General features: G+C 70.7%; 19 protein-coding genes. 14 read left to right on the forward strand and 5 right to left on the reverse strand.

Features of this window, described 5'->3' with window-relative positions; all coding sequences use genetic code 11:
* The first annotated feature begins 21 nt into the window (after positions 1-21).
* From ACFXPK_RS01380 to ACFXPK_RS01390, 3 genes are all read left to right on the forward strand, one after another.
* On the forward strand, positions 22-1,062 hold the full coding sequence (locus ACFXPK_RS01380) for an ABC transporter substrate-binding protein (RefSeq protein WP_384995461.1): 1,041 nt from the start codon (positions 22-24) through the stop codon (positions 1,060-1,062).
* Positions 1,059-2,285 carry an LLM class flavin-dependent oxidoreductase gene (locus ACFXPK_RS01385; RefSeq protein ID WP_385070340.1) on the forward strand — a complete coding sequence of 409 codons (1,227 nt, stop codon included), beginning with the start codon at positions 1,059-1,061 and terminating at the stop codon, positions 2,283-2,285. Before ACFXPK_RS01380 ends, ACFXPK_RS01385 begins: the two co-directional genes overlap by 4 nt.
* Positions 2,286-2,382: 97 nt before the next feature.
* A complete protein-coding gene (locus ACFXPK_RS01390; RefSeq protein ID WP_385070343.1) occupies positions 2,383-3,525 on the forward strand; it encodes an NAD(P)-binding domain-containing protein in 1,143 nt (380 codons plus the stop codon).
* A gap of 76 nt (positions 3,526-3,601) precedes the next feature.
* Here the strand turns inward: ACFXPK_RS01390 and mltG are convergent, their stop codons facing one another.
* Positions 3,602-4,447 (reverse strand): endolytic transglycosylase MltG, encoded by an 846-nt coding sequence (gene mltG / locus ACFXPK_RS01395; RefSeq protein WP_385070345.1) that lies wholly within the window; start codon positions 4,445-4,447, stop codon positions 3,602-3,604.
* 424 nt (positions 4,448-4,871) lie between these two features.
* Positions 4,872-6,893 (reverse strand): ABC transporter ATP-binding protein, encoded by a 2,022-nt coding sequence (locus ACFXPK_RS01400; RefSeq protein ID WP_385070348.1) that lies wholly within the window; start codon positions 6,891-6,893, stop codon positions 4,872-4,874.
* A 169-nt stretch (positions 6,894-7,062) separates the two neighbouring features.
* Between ACFXPK_RS01400 and ACFXPK_RS01405 the strand changes: the two genes are divergently transcribed.
* The 5 genes from ACFXPK_RS01405 to ACFXPK_RS01425 all read left to right on the forward strand — a co-directional run bounded on the left by ACFXPK_RS01405 (position 7,063) and on the right by ACFXPK_RS01425 (position 12,989).
* Entirely contained in the window at positions 7,063-7,506 is a 444-nt protein-coding gene (locus tag ACFXPK_RS01405; RefSeq protein ID WP_384995470.1) for a MarR family winged helix-turn-helix transcriptional regulator, read from the forward strand.
* Positions 7,507-7,616: 110 nt separating this feature from the next.
* A complete protein-coding gene (locus ACFXPK_RS01410; RefSeq protein ID WP_384995473.1) occupies positions 7,617-9,467 on the forward strand; it encodes an ABC transporter transmembrane domain-containing protein in 1,851 nt (616 codons plus the stop codon).
* Positions 9,464-11,245 carry an ABC transporter ATP-binding protein gene (locus ACFXPK_RS01415; protein WP_385070352.1) on the forward strand — a complete coding sequence of 594 codons (1,782 nt, stop codon included), beginning with the start codon at positions 9,464-9,466 and terminating at the stop codon, positions 11,243-11,245. Before ACFXPK_RS01410 ends, ACFXPK_RS01415 begins: the two co-directional genes overlap by 4 nt.
* A gap of 145 nt (positions 11,246-11,390) precedes the next feature.
* The gene (locus tag ACFXPK_RS01420; RefSeq protein ID WP_384995478.1) at positions 11,391-11,960 is read left to right on the forward strand and encodes a helix-turn-helix domain-containing protein; all 570 of its coding nucleotides are present in this window, start codon (positions 11,391-11,393) and stop codon (positions 11,958-11,960) included.
* Between the two features lie 123 nt (positions 11,961-12,083).
* Positions 12,084-12,989 (forward strand): class I SAM-dependent methyltransferase, encoded by a 906-nt coding sequence (locus ACFXPK_RS01425; RefSeq protein ID WP_385070355.1) that lies wholly within the window; start codon positions 12,084-12,086, stop codon positions 12,987-12,989.
* Between the two features lie 36 nt (positions 12,990-13,025).
* Here ACFXPK_RS01425 and ACFXPK_RS01430 read toward each other — a convergent pair whose 3' ends face one another.
* Positions 13,026-13,817 (reverse strand): metal-dependent hydrolase, encoded by a 792-nt coding sequence (locus ACFXPK_RS01430; RefSeq protein WP_384995483.1) that lies wholly within the window; start codon positions 13,815-13,817, stop codon positions 13,026-13,028.
* Between the two features lie 167 nt (positions 13,818-13,984).
* On the opposite strand from ACFXPK_RS01430, the gene ACFXPK_RS01435 reads away from it, so the two are divergent.
* The 4 genes from ACFXPK_RS01435 to ACFXPK_RS01450 all read left to right on the forward strand — a co-directional run bounded on the left by ACFXPK_RS01435 (position 13,985) and on the right by ACFXPK_RS01450 (position 19,112).
* The gene (locus tag ACFXPK_RS01435) at positions 13,985-16,558 is read left to right on the forward strand and encodes a DEAD/DEAH box helicase (RefSeq protein ID WP_384995485.1); all 2,574 of its coding nucleotides are present in this window, start codon (positions 13,985-13,987) and stop codon (positions 16,556-16,558) included.
* A gap of 73 nt (positions 16,559-16,631) precedes the next feature.
* Entirely contained in the window at positions 16,632-17,504 is an 873-nt protein-coding gene (locus ACFXPK_RS01440) for an acyl-CoA thioesterase (RefSeq protein WP_384995486.1), read from the forward strand.
* 797 nt (positions 17,505-18,301) lie between these two features.
* The gene (locus tag ACFXPK_RS01445) at positions 18,302-18,631 is read left to right on the forward strand and encodes a hypothetical protein (protein ID WP_385006058.1); all 330 of its coding nucleotides are present in this window, start codon (positions 18,302-18,304) and stop codon (positions 18,629-18,631) included.
* Between the two features lie 76 nt (positions 18,632-18,707).
* On the forward strand, positions 18,708-19,112 hold the full coding sequence (locus ACFXPK_RS01450; protein ID WP_385070361.1) for a hypothetical protein: 405 nt from the start codon (positions 18,708-18,710) through the stop codon (positions 19,110-19,112).
* 90 nt (positions 19,113-19,202) lie between these two features.
* Here the strand turns inward: ACFXPK_RS01450 and ACFXPK_RS01455 are convergent, their stop codons facing one another.
* Together ACFXPK_RS01455 and ACFXPK_RS01460 are read right to left on the reverse strand one after the other, a co-directional pair.
* Positions 19,203-19,403 carry a hypothetical protein gene (locus ACFXPK_RS01455; RefSeq protein ID WP_385070364.1) on the reverse strand — a complete coding sequence of 67 codons (201 nt, stop codon included), beginning with the start codon at positions 19,401-19,403 and terminating at the stop codon, positions 19,203-19,205.
* Positions 19,404-19,680: 277 nt separating this feature from the next.
* A complete protein-coding gene (locus ACFXPK_RS01460; RefSeq protein WP_385006054.1) occupies positions 19,681-19,836 on the reverse strand; it encodes a hypothetical protein in 156 nt (51 codons plus the stop codon).
* 166 nt (positions 19,837-20,002) lie between these two features.
* On the opposite strand from ACFXPK_RS01460, the gene ACFXPK_RS01465 reads away from it, so the two are divergent.
* Together ACFXPK_RS01465 and ACFXPK_RS01470 are read left to right on the forward strand one after the other, a co-directional pair.
* Positions 20,003-20,329, forward strand: a complete 327-nt coding sequence (locus tag ACFXPK_RS01465; protein WP_385070368.1) for a PadR family transcriptional regulator — start codon at positions 20,003-20,005, stop codon at positions 20,327-20,329.
* Positions 20,326-20,682: a DUF1048 domain-containing protein gene (locus tag ACFXPK_RS01470; protein WP_385006050.1), complete on the forward strand. Its 357-nt coding sequence runs from the start codon at positions 20,326-20,328 to the stop codon at positions 20,680-20,682. Before ACFXPK_RS01465 ends, ACFXPK_RS01470 begins: the two co-directional genes overlap by 4 nt.
* The last annotated feature ends 1 nt before the right edge of the window (position 20,683 follow it).

The raw sequence follows: 20,683 nt of genomic DNA on the forward strand, positions 1-20,683 counted from the left end.
CCCCACTCCGAGAGACCTCTCATGAAACGTCTTGTGCCCGCGGTCCTGTTGCCCCTCGCCCTGCTGCTCACCGCCTGCTCCGGTGCCTCCTCCGCCGACGACTCCGGCGGGGCGGGCGGCTCCACCGACGGGAAGGGCTCGGTGACCCTCGACGTCGGTGATCAGAAAGGCGGCGCCGAGGCGGTCCTGCGGGCCGCCGGTGAACTCGACGATCTGCCCTACAAGGTGAAGTGGTCGACGTTCACCTCCGGTCCGCCGATGCTCGAAGCGGTCAACGCCGGTGCCGTGGACACCGGTTCGGTCGGCAACACCCCGCCGGTCTTCGCCGCCGGGGCCGAGTCGAAGATCACCGTGGTGGGTGCCACGCACGGTGATGCCCGGGGCGAGGCCATCCTCGTACCGAAGGACTCGAAGCTGCGGAGGACGGCGGATCTGCGGGGAAGGACCGTCGCGGTCGCCCAGGGCAGCTCGGCGCACTACCAGTTGATCGCGTCGCTCCGGCGCGCCGGGCTCACCCTCAAGGACATCAAGGTCACCCTGTTGCAGCCGGCCGACGCGCTGGCCGCCTTCGCCGGGGGAAAGGTCGATGCCTGGGCCGTGTGGGACCCGTACACCTCCCAGGTGCTCCGTGCCGGGCAGGGGCGGGTGCTGACACACGGCCAGGGTGTCGTCAACGGGCTGAACTTCCAGGTCGCCTCGGACGCCGTGCTCAGGAACAAGGCGAAGACGGCGGCGCTCGGTGACTTCCTCGACCGGCTGCGCCGGGCCCAGGACTGGGTCCACGACCATCCGGAGGCGTGGGCGAAGGTCTGGGCGCAGGACACTGGGCTGCCGTACGACGTGGCCCTGGACGCGGTGAAGCTGACCTGGGGGACGCGGGTGCCGGTGGCGCTGGACGCCGCCGCGATCGCCTCCGAGCAGGAGATCGCCGACACCTTCGCCGAACTGAGGCTCATCCCCCGGCGCTTCGACTTCGCCGATTACGTGGACGACCGTTTCAACAAGGATCTGCCGCCGTCGACCTCGCCCGCGCGCAGCTACGGAAAGGCCTCTTCCCGATGAGTGTTCATCTGCACTGGTTCCTGCCGACCGGCGGCGACGGGCGCACCCTGGTGGACCGTCACGCGTACACCGACGGGGGTGTCAAACGGTCGAGGATCACCCCGGTGAGCGGGGTCAGGGCGCCCGACATCGAGTATCTGGCGCAGATCGCCAAGGCCGCCGAGCATCTGGGCTTCGAGGCGGTGCTGACACCGACCGGCACCTGGTGCGAGGACGCCTGGCTGACGACGATGGCGCTGGCGCAGCAGACGGAGCGGCTGAAGTTCCTGGTCGCCTTCCGGCCGGGGCTGATCTCGCCGGTGCTGGCGGCGCAGATGGCGGCGACGTACCAGCGCGTCACCCGGGGCAGGCTGCTGCTCAACGTGGTGACCGGCGGTGACGCCACGGAGCAGCGGCGTTTCGGTGACCATCTCGACCACGACCGGCGTTACGCGCGGACGGCGGAGTTCCTGTCGGTGGTACGGGGCGCGTGGGAGGGACGTCCGTACGACTTCGACGGGGAGCACTTCCAGGTGGAGGGCGGGCTGACCGCGCTGCCGCCGGATCCGCTGCCGGAGATCTTCTTCGGCGGTTCGTCGCCGGCGGCGGGGCCCGTCGCGGCGGAGCACGCGGATGTCTATCTGACGTGGGGCGAGCCGCCCGCCCAGGTGAAGGAGAAGATCGACTGGATCCGTTCGCTGGCCGAGGAGCGGGGCCGTACGGTCCGGTTCGGCATCCGGATGCACACCATCTCGCGGGACTCCGCGCGCGACGCCTGGGCCACGGCCGGCCGGCTGCTGGACGATCTCGATCCCGGTACGGTGGCCGCGGCCCAGCAGGCGCTGGGCCGGAGCGAGTCGGTGGGTCAGCAGCGGATGCTCGCCCTGCACGGCGGCTCGCGGGACGATCTGGAGATCTCGCCCAATCTGTGGGCGGGGGTGGGTCTGGTACGGGGCGGGGCGGGCACCGCGCTGGTGGGCAGCCACGCCGAGGTCGCGGACCGGATCGAGGAGTACCACGAGCTGGGCATCGAGCACTTCGTGCTCTCCGGCTACCCGCATCTGGAGGAGGCGTACTGGTTCGGCGAGGGGGTGACGCCGGTGCTGGCGGAGCGGGGGCTGCTCGCGCAGGTCCCGGCGTCGCCGCTGCTCGGGGTGGCGGGCGGGGGCGGCACACAACCACCCGGGGGCGGCGGCGCAGGCGGCACGGGCGGTGCGCCGCTGCTGCTGGCCGGGGGCCGCTGAACCCCCTCGGACACAGGAGGACCGCGGCCCGGGAAGCTCGGGCACAAGAGGGCCCCGGGCCGGGAAGATTGCCGCCACCCCGACTGTTGGTAGAACCGTGAACTACTTCGGGGTACGCGACATCGACGTGGTGGTGGTGGGCGCGGGACAGGCGGGCCTGTCCGGCGCCTACCATCTGCGGCGCTCGGGGCTGGAGCCGGACCGCGGGTTCGTCGTCCTGGACCATGCGCCGCGCCCCGGCGGCGCCTGGCAGTTCCGCTGGCCGTCGCTGACGTACGGCAAGGTCCACGGGATGCACGCGCTGCCCGGCATGGAGCTGGTCGCCGGCCCTGACGACGCCGGCCGGCCGTCGTCCGAGGTGATCGGCGCGTACTTCACGGCGTACGAGCGCCGCTTCGGCCTGCGGGTCCACCGGCCGGTCGAGGTCCACGCGGTACGGGAGGGCGCCGGCGGGCGGCTGCGGGTGGAGACCTCGGAGGCGACCTGGTCGGCCCGGGCGCTGATCAACGCCACCGGCACCTGGGACCGTCCGTTCTGGCCGCGCTACCGGGGCCAGGAGAGCTTCCGGGGGCGCCAGTTGCACACGGCGAACTATCCGGGGCCCGAGGAGTTCGCGGGGCTGCGGGTGGTCGTGGTCGGTGGCGGGGCCTCCGGCACCCAGCATCTGATGGAGATCGCGCCGGTGGCAGCGGCCACGACCTGGGTGACACGCCGCCCGCCGGTCTTCCGCGAGGGCCCGTTCACCGAGGAGTGGGGGCGGGAGGCCGTGGCGATGGTCGAGGAGCGGGTGCGCCAGGGGCTGCCGCCGCGGAGCGTGGTCTCGGTCACCGGACTGGCGGTGACCGAGGCCGTGGCGCGGGCGCGCGCGACGGGGGTGCTGGACCGGCTGCCGATGTTCGACCGGATCACCCCGACCGGCGTGACCTGGGACGACGGCCGGACGGTGGATGCCGATGTGATCCTCTGGGCGACCGGGTTCCGACCGGCGATCGACCACCTCGCGCCTCTGGGGCTGCGGGAGCGGGGCGGCGGCGTCCGGATCGAGGGGACACGCGCCGTCCGGGACGAACGGGTCCATCTGGTCGGGTACGGACCCTCCGCCTCCACGATCGGCGCCAACCGCGCGGGACGCGCCGCCGTACGGGAGATCGGGCGGCTGCTGGCGCGTACGCCCGGCACGGAGCCGGCGGGCGGGACGGCGGCCGGGGACGAGGAGGAGGCGGCGGCGGTACGTGTGTGAGGAGGGGGAACGCTCCTCACACACGAACAACGAGCCGCGAGCCGCGAGCTGGGAACTGCGAACTGCGAGCTGGGAACTACGAGGCGCCGGCGCGGTGCTTGTTGAACTCCTCGACGTTCTCGCGGTGTTCGGCGTACCGGTTCGTGAAGCGGGTGTCGCCGGGCTTCACCGTGACGAAGTACAGCCAGTCCCCCGGCGCGGGGCTGACCGCGGCGCGCATCGCCTCCTCCCCCGGGTTCCCGATCGGTGTGGGCGGCAGTCCCTTGTGCGCGTAGGTGTTGTACGGGCTCTTCGTCCTGGTGTCCGCGTGGGTGGTGTCCAGAGTGGAGCGGTTCAGCGCGTAGTTGAGCGTCGAGTCCATCTGGAGCGGCATGCCGAGGGCGAGCCGGTTGTGCACCACCCGGGCGACCCGGACCATGTCCGCCGTCGTGGCCGCCTCCGCCTGGACGATGCTGGCGATGGTGACCGTCTGGTACGCCGACACGCCGTGGGACCGGGCGCCCGCGGTGATCCGGTCGCCGCCGAACCGCTGGTTCGCGGTCCTGACCATGTAGTCGAGGAGTCCGGCCGGAGTGGTCGAGGGGGCGATCGGGTACGTCGCCGGGAAGAGGTACCCCTCCGGGTTGGAGCGGGCCGCCTCGGGCAGTTCGAGCCGGGCACCGGCCGCCGCCTTGCCGGTGGTGCCCTCGGGCACGTCGAGCGCGCGGTCGACGGACGCGTAGATCTGGGTGGCGCGCCGTCCTTCGGGCACGACCAGGGAGGTCGCGCGCCCGGCGTCCTCGTCCCCGCCGCTCAGCAGGGCCGTCGTCACCACTACCGCGGCCGTGGCCACCAGGGCGGCGCCGACGATCAGCACCAGCCGGCCGCGGCGGGTCAGGCGGGTGCCGCGCCCGGGGCGTGCCATCGGAGGCTCGTTCTTCATATGGGCACGCTAACCCGGAGTGATCACCGATTCCGACATCTCGGGCAAGGCGACACGGATGGCACGCGTTCGGCCGGATGCCGGGCCAGCGGACACCGCCCGGGGAACGCACGAACGTGGGATCGGATGTTCGTCAGAACGTGTGATCGCATTGGTTTTCCGTACGGGTGCCGGTGTGACAGGTGATGCTTACGGAGCGCGCTCACCGGGCTGCAGACCGTGAAGCGCGCTGTCCCGTGGTCGCGTCACCCTCCACAAGTGGCGCGCCAGCACGTCAAGCACGTACAAGGAGAACCACCTCGATGAACGTCATCACCAACCTGCTCGCCGGCATCGTCCACTTCGTGGGTTGGCTCGTCTGACACACCTTCACCGAACGCGGTGCCGTCGCTTCCCGTCCCAGGGAGCGGCGGCACTGCCGTGTTCACCGGACGTCCAGCGCCACCGGCTCCGGCTCCGGTGCGGGAGCGCCGGTGTCGGGCTCGTCCGTGTGGGCGGGGCGCTCGTCCCTGCGGACGAGGGCGGCGTAGCGGCCGTCCCGCCGGAGCAGTTCCTCGTGCGTACCCCGTTCGGCGACGGCGCCCGCGTGGAGGACGACGATCTGGTCCGCGTCCCTGACCGTGGAGAGCCGGTGCGCGATGGTGATGGTCGTACGGCCTTCGGAGAGCGCGTCGATCGCCTGCTGCACCGCGTGTTCCGTACGGGTGTCCAGCGCGCTGGTCGCCTCGTCCAGGATGAGGACGGGCGGGTCGCGCAGGATGGTACGGGCGATCGCGAGGCGCTGTTTCTCGCCGCCGGAGAAGCGGTATCCGCGCTCTCCGACCAGGGTGTCGTAGCCGTCGGGCAGCGAGGCGATGTGGTCGTGGATCTGGGCGGCGCGGGCGGCCGTCCGCATCTCCTCGTCGGTGGCGTCCGGTTTGGCGAAGCGCAGGTTGTCGGCGACCGAGGCGTGGAAGAGATAGGTCTCCTGCGAGACGACGCCGACGGCACGGGCGAGGGTGTCGAAGTCCAGATCGCGGACGTCGACGCCGTCGAGGAGGACCCGGCCGCCCGTCACATCGTACAGGCGGGGGACGAGATAGCTGAGGGTCGACTTGCCGGAGCCCGTGGGGCCGACGACGGCGAGGCTGCCGCCGGACGGCACCGTCAGATCGATCCCGCTGAGGGTCCGGCGGTCCTTGTCGTCGTAGCTGAAGTCGACTGCGTCGAAGCGGACTTCGCCCCGGATCCGCTTCAGCCGCACCGGCCGCTCGGGCTCGGTGATGTCGACGGGGAGGTCCAGGTACTCGAAGATGCGCTGGAAGAGCGCGAGGGAGGTCTGCATGTCCACGCCGGTGGAGAGCAGGCTCACGGCGGGCCGGAACAGCCCCTGCTGGAGGGAGACGAAGGCGACGAGCGTCCCGATGGAGACGGGGGCGCCGCCCGCGCCGAGCGCGATGCCCGCGGCCCAGTAGATGACGGCGGGCATGGCGGCCATGACGATGCCGATGGTCGACATCCGCCAGCGGCCCGCCATGTTGGAGCGGACCTCCAGATCGACCAGGCGTTCGGACTCGTCGGAGAAGGAGCGCGTGAGCGAGTCGGCGCGGCCCATCGTGCGGCCGAGGAGTATGCCGCTCACGGAGAGCGATTCGGTGACGGTCGCGGCCATGGTGGCCATCTGCCGCTGACGCTCGGTGGTGATCCTCTTGCGCTCGCGGCCGACCTTGCGGCTGATCCAGACGAAGACGGGGAGCAGCACCATCGAGACGGCGGTGAGCCGCCAGTCCAGGGCGAGCATCGCGACGACCGAGGCGATCACGGCCGTGAGGTTGGAGACCAGGGAGGTCGCGGTGGAGGTCACCGTCGCCTGCATGCCGCCGATGTCGTTGGCGATACGCGACTGGACCTCACCGGTCCTGGTCCGGGTGAAGAAGGCGAGCGGCATGCTCTGGAGACGGCTGTAGACGCCGGTGCGCAGATCGTGCATGACCCGCTGGCCGACGGTCGTCGAGATCAGCGTCTGGAGCACGCCGAAGATGCTGTTGACGACCGCCGTGAGGATCATGCCGAGGGCGAGCAGACTCAGCAGGCCGGTGCGGCCCTGCGGGATCGCCGTGTCGAGGATTTCGCGCAGCATGAACGGCGAGGCGACCGTGACCAGGGACGACGCCGCGACCAGAAGGCCGACGAGGGCGAGCCGGCCGCGGTAGGGGCGGAACAGACCGAAGATCCGCCGTAGCTGGGCGGGCTGCTCCGGCGCCTCTTCCGCCCCCGGCGCCGCTTGCGCACCAGGCTCCGGCGCCGGCTTCCGGTCCTGCTTCTGGTCTCCCCGTTTGTCCTGCTTTGGGTCCTGCTGCTGGTCCTGCTTCTGGTCCGGGCCCGGCGACCCCGGCAGGTCCGGCCGGCCGGGGGTTTCCGAGGCGGGACGGGACGGGGGTGTCCAGGGGGAGGGTTCGGGTTTCATGGGCTCCTTCGATATGACGCGTGAGGGCTCGGCACAATCGGCATGACACGTAAGGGCTCGACGCCCTCGGGCCGTCCGGCTCCGGAGAGGCGGGGCCTGTCAACTTTACCGATCTTAGCTCACTGTTACCTATGTTCACAATCACCTTGGTCCTGATATTATTCCGGGCATGAGCACCCCCGATGTCGACGGCATGCTGGCCGAACAGCTTCTGCGGCTGACCCGGCGGCTCCACCGCATCCAGAAGCAGCAGCTCGAACCGATCGGCATCACCCCGGCCCAGGCGCGGCTGCTGCGCGCCCTCACGCTCTACGACACACCGCCGCGGATGACCGATCTGGCCGCCCGGCTCGAAGTGGTGCCGCGCGCCGTGACCACCCTGGTCGACAGTCTGGAGGCGAGCGGCTGGGTGCGCCGCGCCCCCGACGCGACCAACCGCCGGGTGATCCGTATCGAGCTGACCGACACCGGCCGGGCGACGCTGCGCACGCTGCGCGGCGCGCGCAGATCCGCGGCGGAGGACGTCCTGGCGCCGCTGACCGCCGAGCAGCGCGAGGTGCTCGGGGGGCTGCTCTCGACGCTGGTCGACGGGGGCTCCGAGCGCCCCTGCTGAGCGCGGGCGCGCGGCCGGAACCGGCCTCCCCCGCGGAAAACCCATTGCCTCGGGCCTTCGAAAACCGCGAACCTTGCACGGTTTGGGCCACCCACGAGTCATGGGACATCATGCAGATTCGCGACCTTCCGTATCCCGATCCGGGGATTCCCGATGTCCGGTCAGGCCCCCGGTTCCTGTTCTGGCTCGGGCGCAACCAGTTGGGCGGACAGCTCAAGTCGCTCTCCTGGGGCCTGCTCCACCAACTGGGCATCGCCGGACTGCCCGTCGGCGCCGGGGTCGCCGTCCAGGCCGTCATCGACCGCTCCGGGGGCCGGCTCGCGCTGGCCGGCGGTCTGATCGCCCTGTTCGGCCTCGCCATCACCGTCGGCGACACCATGCTCCACCGCACCGCCATCACCAACTGGATCACGGCCGCCGCCCGCCTCCAGCAACTGCTGGCGCGCAAGACCGCCGAGCTGGGCTCCGCGCTGACCCGCAGGGTCGCCGCCGGTGAGGTGGTGGCGGTGTCCACCGGCGACGTCGAGAAGATCGGCTGGTTCGTGGAGGCGCTCTCGCGCTTCCTGGCCGCCGTCATCGCCATCGCCCTGATCTGTGTGGGCCTGGTCCTGTACCTGCCGGAGCTGGGGGTGCTCGTCGCCGTCGGCGTGCCGGTGCTCGCCCTGTCCGTCCTGCCGCTGCTCCCCCGGGCCACCCAGCGCGCCGACATCCAGCGCGAGAAGGCGGGCAAGGCCACCGAGCTGGCGTCCGACACCGTCGCCGGGCTGCGGGTGCTGCGCGGCATCGGCGGCGAGGAGCTGTTCCTCGGCCGCTACCGCACCGCCTCGCAGGAGGTGCGCGAGGCCGCCGTACGCAGCGCCCGGATGTGGGCCCTGATCTCGGCGATCCAGGTGCTGCTGCCGGGCGTCCTGCTGGTCACGGTCGTCTGGTACGGGGCCCGGCTCGCCCTGGACGGACGGATCGAGGTCGGGGGGCTGGTGACCGTCTACAGCGCGGTGACGCTGATGCTCTTCCCTCTGCGGCACTTCGAGGAGATCGCGATGGCGTACTCCTTCTCCAGGCCCTCCGCGAAACGCGCGGCGCGGGTGCTGTCCCTGGAGCGCACGGCGTACGAGAGCGAACGCGGCGGGCTCGACCACGCCCGGCCGACCGGCGATCTGTACGACCCCGCCACCGGTCTGCGCGCCCCGTCCGGGCTGCTGACGGCCGTGGTCTGCGGGGACCCGGACGCGGCGGGACGGCTGGCCGAGCGGCTGGGCGGCCATGCCGCCGAGGCGGAGAAGAGCCCCTCCGTGCTGCTCGGCGGGGTGGCGCTGGACGATCTCCCGCTGGACTCGGCGCGGGCGAGCGTTCTCGTACAGGACAAGGATCCGGTGCTGCTCTCCGGGACGCTGACGGAGCTGCTGGACATCCCGGCCTCCGGCGATGTCGCCCCGGCCGAGGCGCTGACCGCCGCGCAGTGCGGGGATGTGCTGGACGCACTCGTCCAGGCGTCGGTGGACGGCAGCGGGGACCCGATGCGCTCCCGGATCACCGAACGCGGGCGCTCGCTCTCCGGCGGGCAGCGGCAGCGGCTGGCTCTGGCCCGCTCGCTGGTCACCGACCCGGAGGTGCTGGTCCTCGACGAGCCGACGTCGGCCGTCGACTCGCACACGGAGGCGCGGATCGCGCGCGGGGTGAAGGAGCTGCGCGCCGGGCGTACGACGGTGGTGTTCTCCTCCTCACCGCTGCTGCTGGACCACGCGGACCGGGTCGTCTTCGTCCACGGGGGCGAGGCCGTGGCCGTGGGGACACACCGCGAGCTGCTGGGCGGCGACTCCGGCTACCGGGCGGTCGTCACCCGCGAGACGGACCGTACGGCGGAAGAAAGTGCGGGAGCGGGAGAAACGGAAGAGCAGGTCAGGGCACCCGTCGCGGCACGACTGGCCGGGACCACCAGCGAGATGGAGGAAACAGCGTGATCGGCTTGGCGCCCCCGGCGTACGACCCGGCGGCCCCGGAGTCTGCGACCACCCTGCCCGTCGGGACACCGGCGACCGTACGGACCTATGTGAGCGAGCTGCTGCGGCGTCACCGTACGGCGTTCATCGTGCTCGTCACGGTCAACGCCGTGTCGGTGATCGCCTCGATGGTCGGCCCGTACCTGCTGGGCACGATCGTCGAGGACCTGTCGAGCGGCGTGCGCGAGCTGCACCTGGATCGCGTGGTCGCGGTCTTCGTGATCGCGCTGGTCGTCCAGACCGTGTTCGTCCGGATGGTGCGGCTGCGCGGGGCGATGCTCGGTGAGGAGATGCTGGCCGATCTGCGCGAGGACTTCCTCGTGCGGGCCGTCGGGCTGCCGCCCGGCGTGCTGGAGCGGGCGGGGACGGGCGATCTGCTCTCCCGGATCACCACGGACATCGACCGGCTGGCGAACGCGATGCGCGAGGCCGTGCCGCAGCTCGCGATCGGCGTCGTGTGGGTGGTGCTGCTGCTCGGCGCCCTGACGGCGACCGCGCCGCCGCTGGCGCTCGCGGTGCTGGTGGCGCTGCCGCTGCTGATCGTCGGCTGCCGCTGGTACTTCCGCCGGGCGCCCTCGGCGTACCGCTCGGAGGCCGCCGGGTACGCGGCGGTCGCGGCGATGCTCGCCGAGACCGTCGACGCGGGCCGGACCGTGGAGGCGCACCGCCTCGGCGGGCGCCGCGTGGCCCTCTCCGGGCAGCGGATCCGGGAGTGGACGGCGTGGGAGAGGTACACCCTGTACCTGCGGTCGGTGCTGTTCCCGGTCATCAACCTCACCCATGTGACGATCTTCCTGGCCTCACTGGTGCTGGGCGGCGTCTTCGTCCTCCAGGGGTGGCTCACCGTCGGGCAGCTCACGACCGGCGCGCTCTTCGCGCAGATGCTGGTGGACCCCGTCGGCCTGATCCTGCGCTGGTACGACGAGTTGCAGGTGGCCCAGGTGTCGATCGCCCGGCTGGTCGGCGTACGGGACATCGAGCCCGCCGCCGGTGACGCCTCGGTCGTGCCCGAGGGCCGCGACGTCACCGCCGACCGGGTGCACTTCGGCTACCGCGAGGGTGTCGACGTACTGCACCGGGTGACGCTGGACGTCAGCCCCGGCACCCGGCTGGCGCTGGTCGGCCCCTCGGGCGCCGGGAAGTCGACGCTGGGGCGGCTGCTCGCGGGTATCTACGGGCCTCGCCAGGGCAGGATCGCGCTGGGCGGCGCCGAGCTGTCCCGGATGCCCGCCGAGCGGGTACGGGAGCAGGTGGCCCTGGTCAACCAGGAACACCACGTCTTCGTGGGGGCGCTGCGCGACAACCTGCTGCTGGCCCGTACGGGCGCGGCGGACGAGGAGCTGTGGGCCGCGCTCACGGCGGTCGACGCGGACGGCTGGGCGCGGGCGCTGGACCAGGGGCTGGACACCGAGGTCGGCTCCGGCGGGGCGCCGCTGACGCCCGCCCAGGCGCAGCAGATCGCGCTGGCCCGGCTGGTGCTGGCGGACCCGCACACGCTGGTGCTCGACGAGGCGACCTCGCTGCTGGACCCGCGCGCGGCGCGCCATCTGGAGCGTTCGCTGGCCCGGGTGCTGGAGGGCCGTACGGTCATCGCGATCGCCCACCGGCTGCACACCGCGCACGACGCGGATGTGATCGTGGTGGTCGAGGAGGGCCGGATCAGCGAACAGGGCAGCCACGACGAACTGGTCGAGGCGGACGGCGCGTACGCGGCGCTGTGGCGCTCCTGGCACGGCTGACGGCTGGCAACGGACGGCTGACAGCGGACGGGCGTGACGGGTTGTCGTGGCGGGGTGACGGCAGCCCGTCCCTCGGCGTGAGTGACGGCACCCGTCCCTCGGCGTGTACGCGTACGTCTTGCGGGGGCGGCATACGATGTCGCCCATGACGCAAGAGGACGGCGAGCTGGACAGCCTGGTACGCAAACGGATCCGGGCGCTGCGCCTGGCGCAGGGCTGGTCCCTGGAGGAGCTGGCCGGCCGTGCCCGGCTCAGCCAGTCCACGCTCAGCCGTATCGAGACGGGCCGGCGCCGGCTGGCCCTGGACCAGCTCGTCACGCTCGCCCGCGCCCTGGACACCTCGCTGGACCAGCTCGTGGAGACGGCGACCGACGACGTCGTCATCAGCCCGACGATCGACGCGGCCCGTGGGCAGATGCGCTGGCCCATGAAGGGGTACGCCGGTATGAGCGTCGTACGACAGCGTATGACCGACCCGCCGCCCGACAGCCCGACGCGCATGCGCGCCCATCCGGGGCGCGAATGGCTCGTCGTGCTGTCCGGCACCGCGGTCCTGCTGCTGGGCAACCGGCGTATCCGGGTGGAGGCGAACCAGGCGGCGGAGTTCCCCACGATGCTGCCGCACGCCATCGGCGCGGAGGGCGGGCCCTGCGAGGTGCTGGGCGTCTTCGACCGCGACGCCCGCCGCGGCCACCAGCGCGGGGACGACGCCTGAGACGGCTGCCGGACCGGGCGCCCGGGGCGGCGGCTTGCGCGTTCGGCAGGTCCACGGGCCATCGTCTTGCGCATACGGGGATCGATGGTGCCGCGACGGCAAGATCCTCCTAGCGTGACGGTCATGACTCACGCCTCCGCGTCGCACGCGGCACACGATGACGCGCACCCCGCTCCCCCGCACGCCCACGGCGCCTCCGCCGAGAGCGCTCGGATCTTTCAGGACGACACCGACCAGGCGGAGACCCTGGACCTGGACGCCGACGTACTCGGCGAGCACATCGCGTCCCTCACCGCCTGGCTGCCCGTCGGGCGCGCCCCGCGCCATGTCCTCGACCTCGGATGCGGGACCGGAACCGGGACCTTCGCCCTGCTCGCGCGCTTCCCCGAGGCGGAGGTGACCGCCGTCGACGCGTCGGCCGGCCATCTGAGCCGTCTGCGGGAGAAGGCCGGGGCCCGCGGGCTGGCCGACCGCGTCCGTACGGTGGTGGCCGACCTCGACGCGGACTGGCCCGAACTGGGCCGGCCCGAACTGGTGTGGGCGTCGGCGTCGATGCACCACATGGCCGACCCCGACCGGGCCCTGCGCGAGGTCCACGGCCTGCTCGCGCCCGGTGGTCTGTTCGCCGTCGTCGAGCTGGCCGACTTCCCGCGCTTCCTGCCCGAGGACGCCCCGGCGGAGCGGCCCGGTCTGGAGGAGCGCTGCCATGCCGCCCTCGCGCACCTCCACGCCGAGCACGTGCCGCACCGCGGGGCCGACTGGGGTCCCAAGCTGGCCGCCGCCGGGTTCACCGTCGAGGGCGAGCGCACGATCACCGTGGACATCGACGGCTCGCGGAACGAGAAGGTCGGCCCGTACGCGCTCAGCAGCCTGCGGCGGCTGCGCGCCGGCGCAGCCCCCACCCTCGACGCCGAGGACCTGACCGTCCTCGACGCTCTGCTCGACACCGAGGGCCCCCGCAGCATCCTGCGCCGCGACGACCTCGTGGTCCGTACCGAACGCACCGTGTGGGCGGCGCGCCGCGCCTGAGCGGCCCGCGCGGGGCCGGCGCCGCCGCCCGGCCGCTCAGACCAGATTGAGCGCGAACACGGCGCCGACCCCGCCGAGCAGCATGAAGACGGGCATCAGCACCTTCACCTCCACCCAGGCTCCGGCGCGGAAGCGCATCGCCTTCGGCGGGCCGAGCGGGTACCAGCGCTTGCGGCCGAGGGGTATGGGCCACAGGATCGGGCAGCCCGAGACGGTCAGCGCGTCACCGATGTCGTGCACCAGCGCGCCCAGGACGATCGGCAGGCCGAGCCACAGGTACTCCTGGCCCGGTTCGGTGAACAGCCAGTTCGCGCCGTTGCCCGGCTGGTCCAGGATCCCCGCCAGCATCCAGGCGCTGGTCGCGCCGAGCAGCCAGACGAGGATGTCACTGGAGACGCGGGCGGCCTTCCACAGCAGGCCCTCCACCGCGAGGACGAGGTGGACGAAGAGGATCGCGAGGACCCCCCACCGGCCTCCCGTGTACGCGACGGCCGAGGCGCCCGCGCCGATCAGGACGGCCCAGAGCCAGGTGTGGGTGAGCGTGCGGTGGCCGCCGGTCCGGCGGGGGTCGCCCGGCTTCCTGGTCGACTTGTAGACCGCGTACGACAGCTTGTCGACGACCTCGCAGAGCGTTCTCGACACCGGGCCGAACGCCCGCGATATCGTCGCGGCCTTGTGGTCGAGGTCCGGGGCGAGCGCGGCTCCCGCGCAGATCAGCGCCCCGACGACCAGCACCGGCCAGGGCATCGTGTAGCCCGCGGCGGTCGCCGCGGCGCCCACCCCCAGCCAGGCCGCCGCCCCTGACAGAGAGTGTGCCGGTCCCATCATGGTCGTATCCGTCCCGTCCCGTTGCAGTTGTCGCGAGCCCCTGTGCGGGGCTCGTCCGGTGCCCCCGTGAAGGCTCTGAGCCGTCCGGGGTGAAGCCTCGTGTCCTGGGATTCAGGGCTCTGAAGCCAGTTGTCCTGATGCCCAGTTGACACGGCAGCGTATCTCTCATGATCTTCTGCCCGCTGTCCGGTTCCCTCATCCGGCCGGAAGGAGGGCAAGATGGGGACGTGACCCTTATCGATCGCCTGCCGCCGGATGCCGACCCCGATGCCCTCTTCGAGGCTTTCTCCTCCTGGGCCGAGGGCCAGGGCATCACGCTCTATCCGGCTCAGGAGGAGGCGCTGATCGAGGTGGTCTCCGGCGCCAACGTGATCCTCTCCACCCCCACCGGCTCCGGAAAGAGCCTGGTCGCGGCGGGTGCGCACTTCACCGCGCTGGCGCAGGACAAGGTCACCTTCTACACCGCGCCGATCAAGGCGCTGGTCTCGGAGAAGTTCTTCGACCTGTGCAAGCTCTTCGGCACGGAGAACGTCGGCATGCTGACCGGCGACGCCTCCGTCAACGCCGACGCGCCGGTGATCTGCTGCACGGCCGAGGTGCTGGCGTCGATCGCGCTGCGCGACGGGAAGTACGCGGACATCGGCCAGGTCGTGATGGACGAGTTCCACTTCTACGCCGAGCCGGACCGCGGCTGGGCCTGGCAGATCCCGATCCTGGAGCTGCCGCAGGCCCAGTTCGTCCTGATGTCCGCGACGCTCGGGGACGTCTCGCGCTTCGAGGAGGACCTGACGCGCCGCACCGGCCGGCCGACCTCCGTCGTACGGTCCGCGACCCGTCCGGTGCCGCTCAGTTACGAGTACCGCCTCACCCCGATCACCGAGACGCTGACCGAGCTGCTGGAGACCCGGCAGGCACCGGTCTACATCGTGCACTTCACGCAGGCGGCGGCCGTCGAGCGGGCGCAGTCGCTGATGAGCATCAACATGTGCACGCGCGAGGAGAAGGACAAGATCGCCGAGCTGATCGGCAACTTCCGCTTCACCACCAAGTTCGGCCGCAACCTCTCCCGGTACGTACGGCACGGCATCGGGGTGCACCACGCGGGGATGCTGCCCAAGTACCGCCGTCTGGTGGAGAAGCTGGCCCAGGCGGGGCTGCTGAAGGTGATCTGCGGTACGGACACGCTGGGCGTCGGCGTCAACGTCCCCATCCGTACGGTGCTGTTCACCGCGCTCACCAAGTACGACGGGACGCGGGTACGCACGCTGCGCGCCCGGGAGTTCCACCAGATCGCGGGGCGTGCGGGGCGGGCCGGGTTCGACACGGCGGGCTTCGTCGTCGCGCAGGCGCCCGAGCACGTCGTGGAGAACGAGAAGGCGCTGAACAAGGCGGGCGACGACCCCAAGAAGCGCCGCAAGGTGGTGCGCAAGAAGGCGCCCGAGGGGTTCGTCGCCTGGTCGGAGACGACCTTCGACAAGCTGATCGGCTCCGATCCCGAGCCGCTGAACTCGCGTTTCCGGGTCACACACACCATGCTGCTGTCGGTCATCGCCCGCCCCGGCAACGCGTTCGAGGCGATGCGCCGGCTGCTGGAGGACAACCACGAGCCGCGCAGGCAGCAGCTCCGGCACATCCGGCGGGCCATCGCGATCTACCGTTCGCTGCTGGACGGCGGGGTGGTGGAGCGGCTGGAGACCCCGGACGCGGAGGGCCGTATCGTCCGGCTGACCGTCGATCTCCAGCAGGACTTCGCGCTCAACCAGCCGCTGTCGACGTTCGCGCTCGCCTCCTTCGAGCTGCTGGACCCCGAATCGCCTTCGTACGCGCTGGACATGGTCTCGGTGGTCGAGTCGACGCTGGACGATCCGCGGCAGATCCTCGCGGCCCAGCAGAACAAGGCGCGCGGCGAGGCCATCGGCGCGATGAAGGCGGACGGGATCGAGTACGAGGAGCGGATGGAGCGGCTCCAGGAGGTCACGTACCCCAAGCCGCTGGAGGAGCTGCTCGTCCACGCGTACAACACGTACCGCACCAGCCATCCGTGGGTCGGCGACCATCCGGTCTCGCCGAAGTCGGTGATCCGGGACATGTACGAACGGGCGCTCTCCTTCACGGAGTTCACGTCCCACTACGAGCTGGCGCGCACCGAGGGAATCGTGCTGCGCTATCTCGCGGGCGCGTACAAGGCGCTGGAACACACCATTCCGGACGACCTGAAGTCGGAGGACCTGGAGGATCTCACCGCCTGGCTCGGCGAGATGGTCCGGCAGGTCGACTCCAGTCTGCTGGACGAGTGGGAGCAACTGGCCAACCCCGAGGTGGAGACGGCCGAGCAGGCGCAGGAGAAGGCCGACCAGGTCAGGCCGGTCACGGCCAACGCCCGCGCCTTCCGGGTCCTCGTGCGCAACGCGATGTTCCGCAGGGTCGAACTGGCCGCGCTGGACAAGGTGTACGACCTGGGCGAGCTGGACGGCGATTCGGGCTGGGACGCGGACCGCTGGGGCGAGGCGATGGACGGGTACTGGGACGAGTACGAGGACCTGGGCACCGGGCCCGACGCCCGCGGGCCCAAGCTGCTCGCCATCGAGGAGGACCCGGAGCACGGGCTGTGGCGGGTCCGGCAGAGCTTCGCGGACCCGAAGGGCGACCACGACTGGGGCATCTCCGCCGAGGTCGACCTCGCCGCCTCCGACGAGGAGGGGCTCGCGGTCGTCCGGGTCACGGCCGTGGGCCAGCTCTGACACATCCACGGCTGTACGGCGTGGTACAGCACCTGAGAACGAGCATGAACCGAGAACGGGAGCACAGCGCACCATGACGAACCCCGCCGAGCGGCTGGTCGATCTGCTCGACCTGGAGCGGATCGAGGTCGACATCTTCCGCGGGCGCAGCCCCGAGGAGTCCTTGCAGCGGGTCTTCGGAGGGCAGGTGGCGGGCCAGGCGCTGGTCGCGGCCGGCCGCACCACCGACGGCGACCAGCCGGTCAACTCGCTGCACGCCTACTTTCTGCGCCCGGGGCGCCCCGGCGTCCCGATCGTCTACCAGGTGGAGCGGATCAAGGACGGGCGGGCCTTCACCGCGCGCCGGGTCACCGCCGTCCAGCAGGGCCGGACGATCTTCAACCTGACGGCCTCCTTCCACCACCCGGAACAGGGCGGCTTCGAGCACCAGCTCCCGCCCCGGCTGGAGTTCCCCGACCCTGACTCGCTGCCCACGGTCTCCGAGGAGGTCCGCGCGCACCTGGGCGAGCTGCCCGAGCCGCTGGAGCGGATGGCCAGGCGCCAGCCGTTCGACATCCGGTACGTGGACCGGCTGCGCTGGACCAAGGAGGAGATCAGCGGCGCGGACGCGCGCAGCGCGGTGTGGATGCGCGCGGTGGGCCCGCTCGGCGACGACCCGCTGGTGCACACCTGCGCGCTGACGTACGCGAGCGACATGACGCTCCTGGACGCGGTACGCATCCCGGTGGAGCCGCTGTGGGGACCGCGGGGCTTCGACATGGCGTCGCTGGACCACGCGATGTGGTTCCACCGGCCGTTCCGCGCCGACGAGTGGTTCCTGTACGACCAGGAGTCCCCGATCGCCACGGGCGGCCGGGGCCTGGCGCGGGGCCGGATCTACGACCGGGAGGGCAGGCTGCTGGTGTCGGTGGTGCAGGAGGGGCTGTTCCGCAGGCTGAACGGCTGACCCGCGCCGATACCGGTACCCACGCGGTGGCGCCGCGAGCCGATGACGCGCGGCGCCACCGGCCCGCACACAGCCCTTCACAAAAGAGCTGAGCCCTGGCACCCGGGGGCGATCGATCCACCACGCCTCTCTCCGCTCCGCCCGACGGAGATGGTGCCCATGGTGTGCCGCCGAGGTTGAGTGGTCCGGTCCGCTCAACCTCGCAGTGCTCCGGGGTCTTCGCCAAGAGCTCCAATGATGCGCCGAACCATCGCCTCCCGCCGCCCGCGAACGCACTCGCAGTAGGTGTCCATCACGACTGCCACGCTGTGACCGGCCGTCTCCGCCGCCTCGGCCGCGGGCACTCCGGGGTTCAGCCGCGGCGACACCGCGGCGTGAAGCAGGTCGTACGGTCGCGGAGCAAGCGGTGATGCCGCCATACAGAGCGGGAAGGCGAGCGGCCCAGCCTCGCGTCAGACGCCGAGGTACCGGGTGCGAGCCGGCCGCCCGCCGTTCGAGCCGCGGAAGAGCCGTCCGTTTACGGCAACACCGAAGTCGTCCGCACTTGACGGAAGTGCAGCCTATGTCGAATTCTTCCGAAATCCACACAGGAAGGATTCCGGCTTATTCCATAAAGGGAATTACATATTCACCCCGGCGCGCACGGAGATATTTCGGCGCGTGCGCGACCGCTATCATACACGCCGCGTTCTCGTAAGGGTGGTAAGCGTCTCCAGGATCTGTTCCGCGCGTTCTCCGGGTGCCATAAAGGAGAGGAGAGTTTTCCCACCCGAGGAAATGAGTGAATGATGCACAAAATGCGCAGTCGCATCAGGACCGTCGCGGCGCTTTCCGTACTCGCGATCGCGGGAACCGGAGTCGCCGTGGCGGCCAACCCCACAACGCCGCACGCGGCCCCGGCCGTCACGTACTACACGGGCACGGTCGGCAATGCCGTCACCCCCATCCGCTACGACGCCGCGATCCGCGACGACAACGAGTGGGGCGCCATCTACGAGGGGGAGACCGTTCTCCTCGAATGCTACGTCCTGAACAGGACCGAGAACCGGCGCTGGTACCGCATTCCCGTACAGAACAAGTACGTCTCCTCCGAACTCGTCAGCGCCAGAAACGTCCCCGCCTGCTGATACCAGCCGGACCATCGAACAATCCGCATCACCAGCGCATGTCACGGTGACACCCGCCCGCGCCGTGCCGGATCACATGTCTCAGCCAGTGGTCCGGCTCGGCGTGTATTTCTTGCTGCCAGGTCCCGGCCGTGCGCAACGTGTTTCCGACTGGCGACGGAAGCGGCGCCGGCTCCCATCTCCTCGTCAGCACCGGATCCGCACAACGGGGATCGGCAAGGGGGCGGCTGCGTCGCTCAACACCGAGAAGGCGTACGGCATCCGGTCCGCGCTGCTGCTGACCTGCTGCTCCGAGCGGGGCCTGAACCGGAAGCAGCTCACCCTCCTGGACCTGGCCCGGTCCCTGCGATGGCTGGTGGACGAGCCGCTGCCGCCACGCAGTCCGCGGGTAGCGTCCCCGCCGTGGTTCCGGCTGGAGAAGTCGGCGAACCAGGTGCTCGGTCCTCCTGGCTCGACCCGGCCACTACGACACACCCGCTGAAGCCGATGCCAGGCTCCGCGCAGTTGGACGCCAGGAGCCGTGACCTGACGAGAGTTCGGCTGGTGACGATCCACCCGTTACCACCGTCTATCAGAGTGGCAAAGCCTCATCAACCACGGTCTTCAGGTCTGCCGGCAGATCAGGTGAGTCCCGCCAGTTCTGGGCGATCAGCAAGAGCGCGACCCATGCGTCATGCGCCTTAGCGTTCGATTGTCCGGAAAAAACCGCGTCCAGAACCCGCCTGGCGAGACCGTCGACAACCTCATACAGGGCATTGGAAACCTTGCTCACGTCATCCAGAGGCGAGCCCGCAGGTTGAGACGGTGCACCGTCCAGCCGGATGGTGGCTGAGGCAGCCGAGTGCATCCTTCCATGGAGGAACTCACGAAGGCTGCCAACTTGATGACGAGACGGCAGGAGCGGCTGATCAGGGCTCTGAGACACACCGTCATCCTATGTGAGGCGGGACCGTCACTCACGCCCCTCACACAGCAGCAAAGCCCTGAACTACAACGAGGGCCACATGGACCCGAGATAAGCGCAGCCCTCAGGGCGGTGACGTAGTAGATCACCCGTACGCCGTCGATCTCGTGCGCGTAGTCGCACAGCCGGGCACCGGGGTGCCGGCCTCGGGGTTGACGCTGACGGCGACGATCGCGCGGTCCCGGCGGTGCGTCTCGGACGCGGTGAGCTGCGCGAGTTGGGTGAGCGCGGGCTCCACCATGACGGCGCGCGAGCGGCGCGCCGCTCTCAGGCGACACAGGGCCGCTCGTCCGGAGCCTTCGGCACGGGGTTGCGTCCACCGGAGACATCACCGTTCCACTACTCGGTGATACGGTATAGCGGTACTCGGTATGACGTAGTAGTGGCCAAGCTGAGGAGCACCCGCGGTGGAGGACCTGACCGAGATGCTGAAGGGCACGCTCGAAGGGTGCGTGCTCGAAATCATCGGCAGCGAGGAAACCTACGGGTACGCCATCACCCGCCGGCTGAATGAACTCGGCTTCGCCGACGTCATCGAGGGGACGGTGTACACGATCTTGCTGCGCCTGGAGCGGAACGGGCTTGTCCGGGTGACGAAACGACCCTCCGGGGTTGGTCCGCCCCGCAAGTTCTACGCGCTCAACGACTCCGGACGCGAGGAACTCGCGACGTTCTGGGCAAAATGGCAGTACCTCTCATCACGCATCGACAGGCTCAAGGGAGACAGGAGTTGAACTTCTGGGAGAAGGCCACAGGCAACGATCTCACCAGGGAATGGAAAGCATTCGAGACCCGGGCCGAGGTCCTGCCAGACGACTACCGGGCGGCGTGGGGGCAGATCATCGTCCGTCTCTTCCCCTACGGGGACTTCACCGGCCGCAACCTGATGCCGATCCTCGACTCTGCCCTGGGGCTGCTCGAAGTGGCGGCGGCGGACGGCCAGAGCGTCCACGAGGTGCTCGGCGACGACATCCAGGGCTTCTGCACCGCACTGGCCGGCGGAGCAGGGGCCCTGACCTATCGCGACCGGTGGCGCGAGCAGTTGAACAGGAACGTCGCGAGAAAATTGAGCCGACTGGGAGGCTGAC

The sequence above is a fragment of the Streptomyces sp. NPDC059142 genome, from assembly GCF_042755665.1.
Taxonomy (GTDB): domain Bacteria; phylum Actinomycetota; class Actinomycetes; order Streptomycetales; family Streptomycetaceae; genus Streptomyces.

What these genes read in the sequence shown, in the direction of transcription:
- ACFXPK_RS01380 (WP_384995461.1), top strand. Translation starts at nt 22, where the DNA reads ATGAAACGTCTTGTGCCCGCGGTCCTGTTGCCCCTCGCCCTGCTGCTC.
- ACFXPK_RS01385 (WP_385070340.1), top strand. Translation starts at nt 1,059, where the DNA reads ATGAGTGTTCATCTGCACTGGTTCCTGCCGACCGGCGGCGACGGGCGC.
- mltG (WP_385070345.1), bottom strand. Translation starts at nt 4,447, where the DNA reads ATGAAGAACGAGCCTCCGATGGCACGCCCCGGGCGCGGCACCCGCCTG.
- ACFXPK_RS01400 (WP_385070348.1), bottom strand. Translation starts at nt 6,893, where the DNA reads ATGAAACCCGAACCCTCCCCCTGGACACCCCCGTCCCGTCCCGCCTCG.
- ACFXPK_RS01405 (WP_384995470.1), top strand. Translation starts at nt 7,063, where the DNA reads ATGAGCACCCCCGATGTCGACGGCATGCTGGCCGAACAGCTTCTGCGG.
- ACFXPK_RS01410 (WP_384995473.1), top strand. Translation starts at nt 7,617, where the DNA reads ATGCAGATTCGCGACCTTCCGTATCCCGATCCGGGGATTCCCGATGTC.
- ACFXPK_RS01420 (WP_384995478.1), top strand. Translation starts at nt 11,391, where the DNA reads ATGACGCAAGAGGACGGCGAGCTGGACAGCCTGGTACGCAAACGGATC.
- ACFXPK_RS01425 (WP_385070355.1), top strand. Translation starts at nt 12,084, where the DNA reads ATGACTCACGCCTCCGCGTCGCACGCGGCACACGATGACGCGCACCCC.
- ACFXPK_RS01430 (WP_384995483.1), bottom strand. Translation starts at nt 13,817, where the DNA reads ATGATGGGACCGGCACACTCTCTGTCAGGGGCGGCGGCCTGGCTGGGG.
- ACFXPK_RS01435 (WP_384995485.1), top strand. Translation starts at nt 13,985, where the DNA reads ATGATCTTCTGCCCGCTGTCCGGTTCCCTCATCCGGCCGGAAGGAGGG.
- ACFXPK_RS01440 (WP_384995486.1), top strand. Translation starts at nt 16,632, where the DNA reads ATGACGAACCCCGCCGAGCGGCTGGTCGATCTGCTCGACCTGGAGCGG.
- ACFXPK_RS01445 (WP_385006058.1), top strand. Translation starts at nt 18,302, where the DNA reads ATGCGCAGTCGCATCAGGACCGTCGCGGCGCTTTCCGTACTCGCGATC.
- ACFXPK_RS01450 (WP_385070361.1), top strand. Translation starts at nt 18,708, where the DNA reads ATGTCTCAGCCAGTGGTCCGGCTCGGCGTGTATTTCTTGCTGCCAGGT.
- ACFXPK_RS01460 (WP_385006054.1), bottom strand. Translation starts at nt 19,836, where the DNA reads ATGGTGGAGCCCGCGCTCACCCAACTCGCGCAGCTCACCGCGTCCGAG.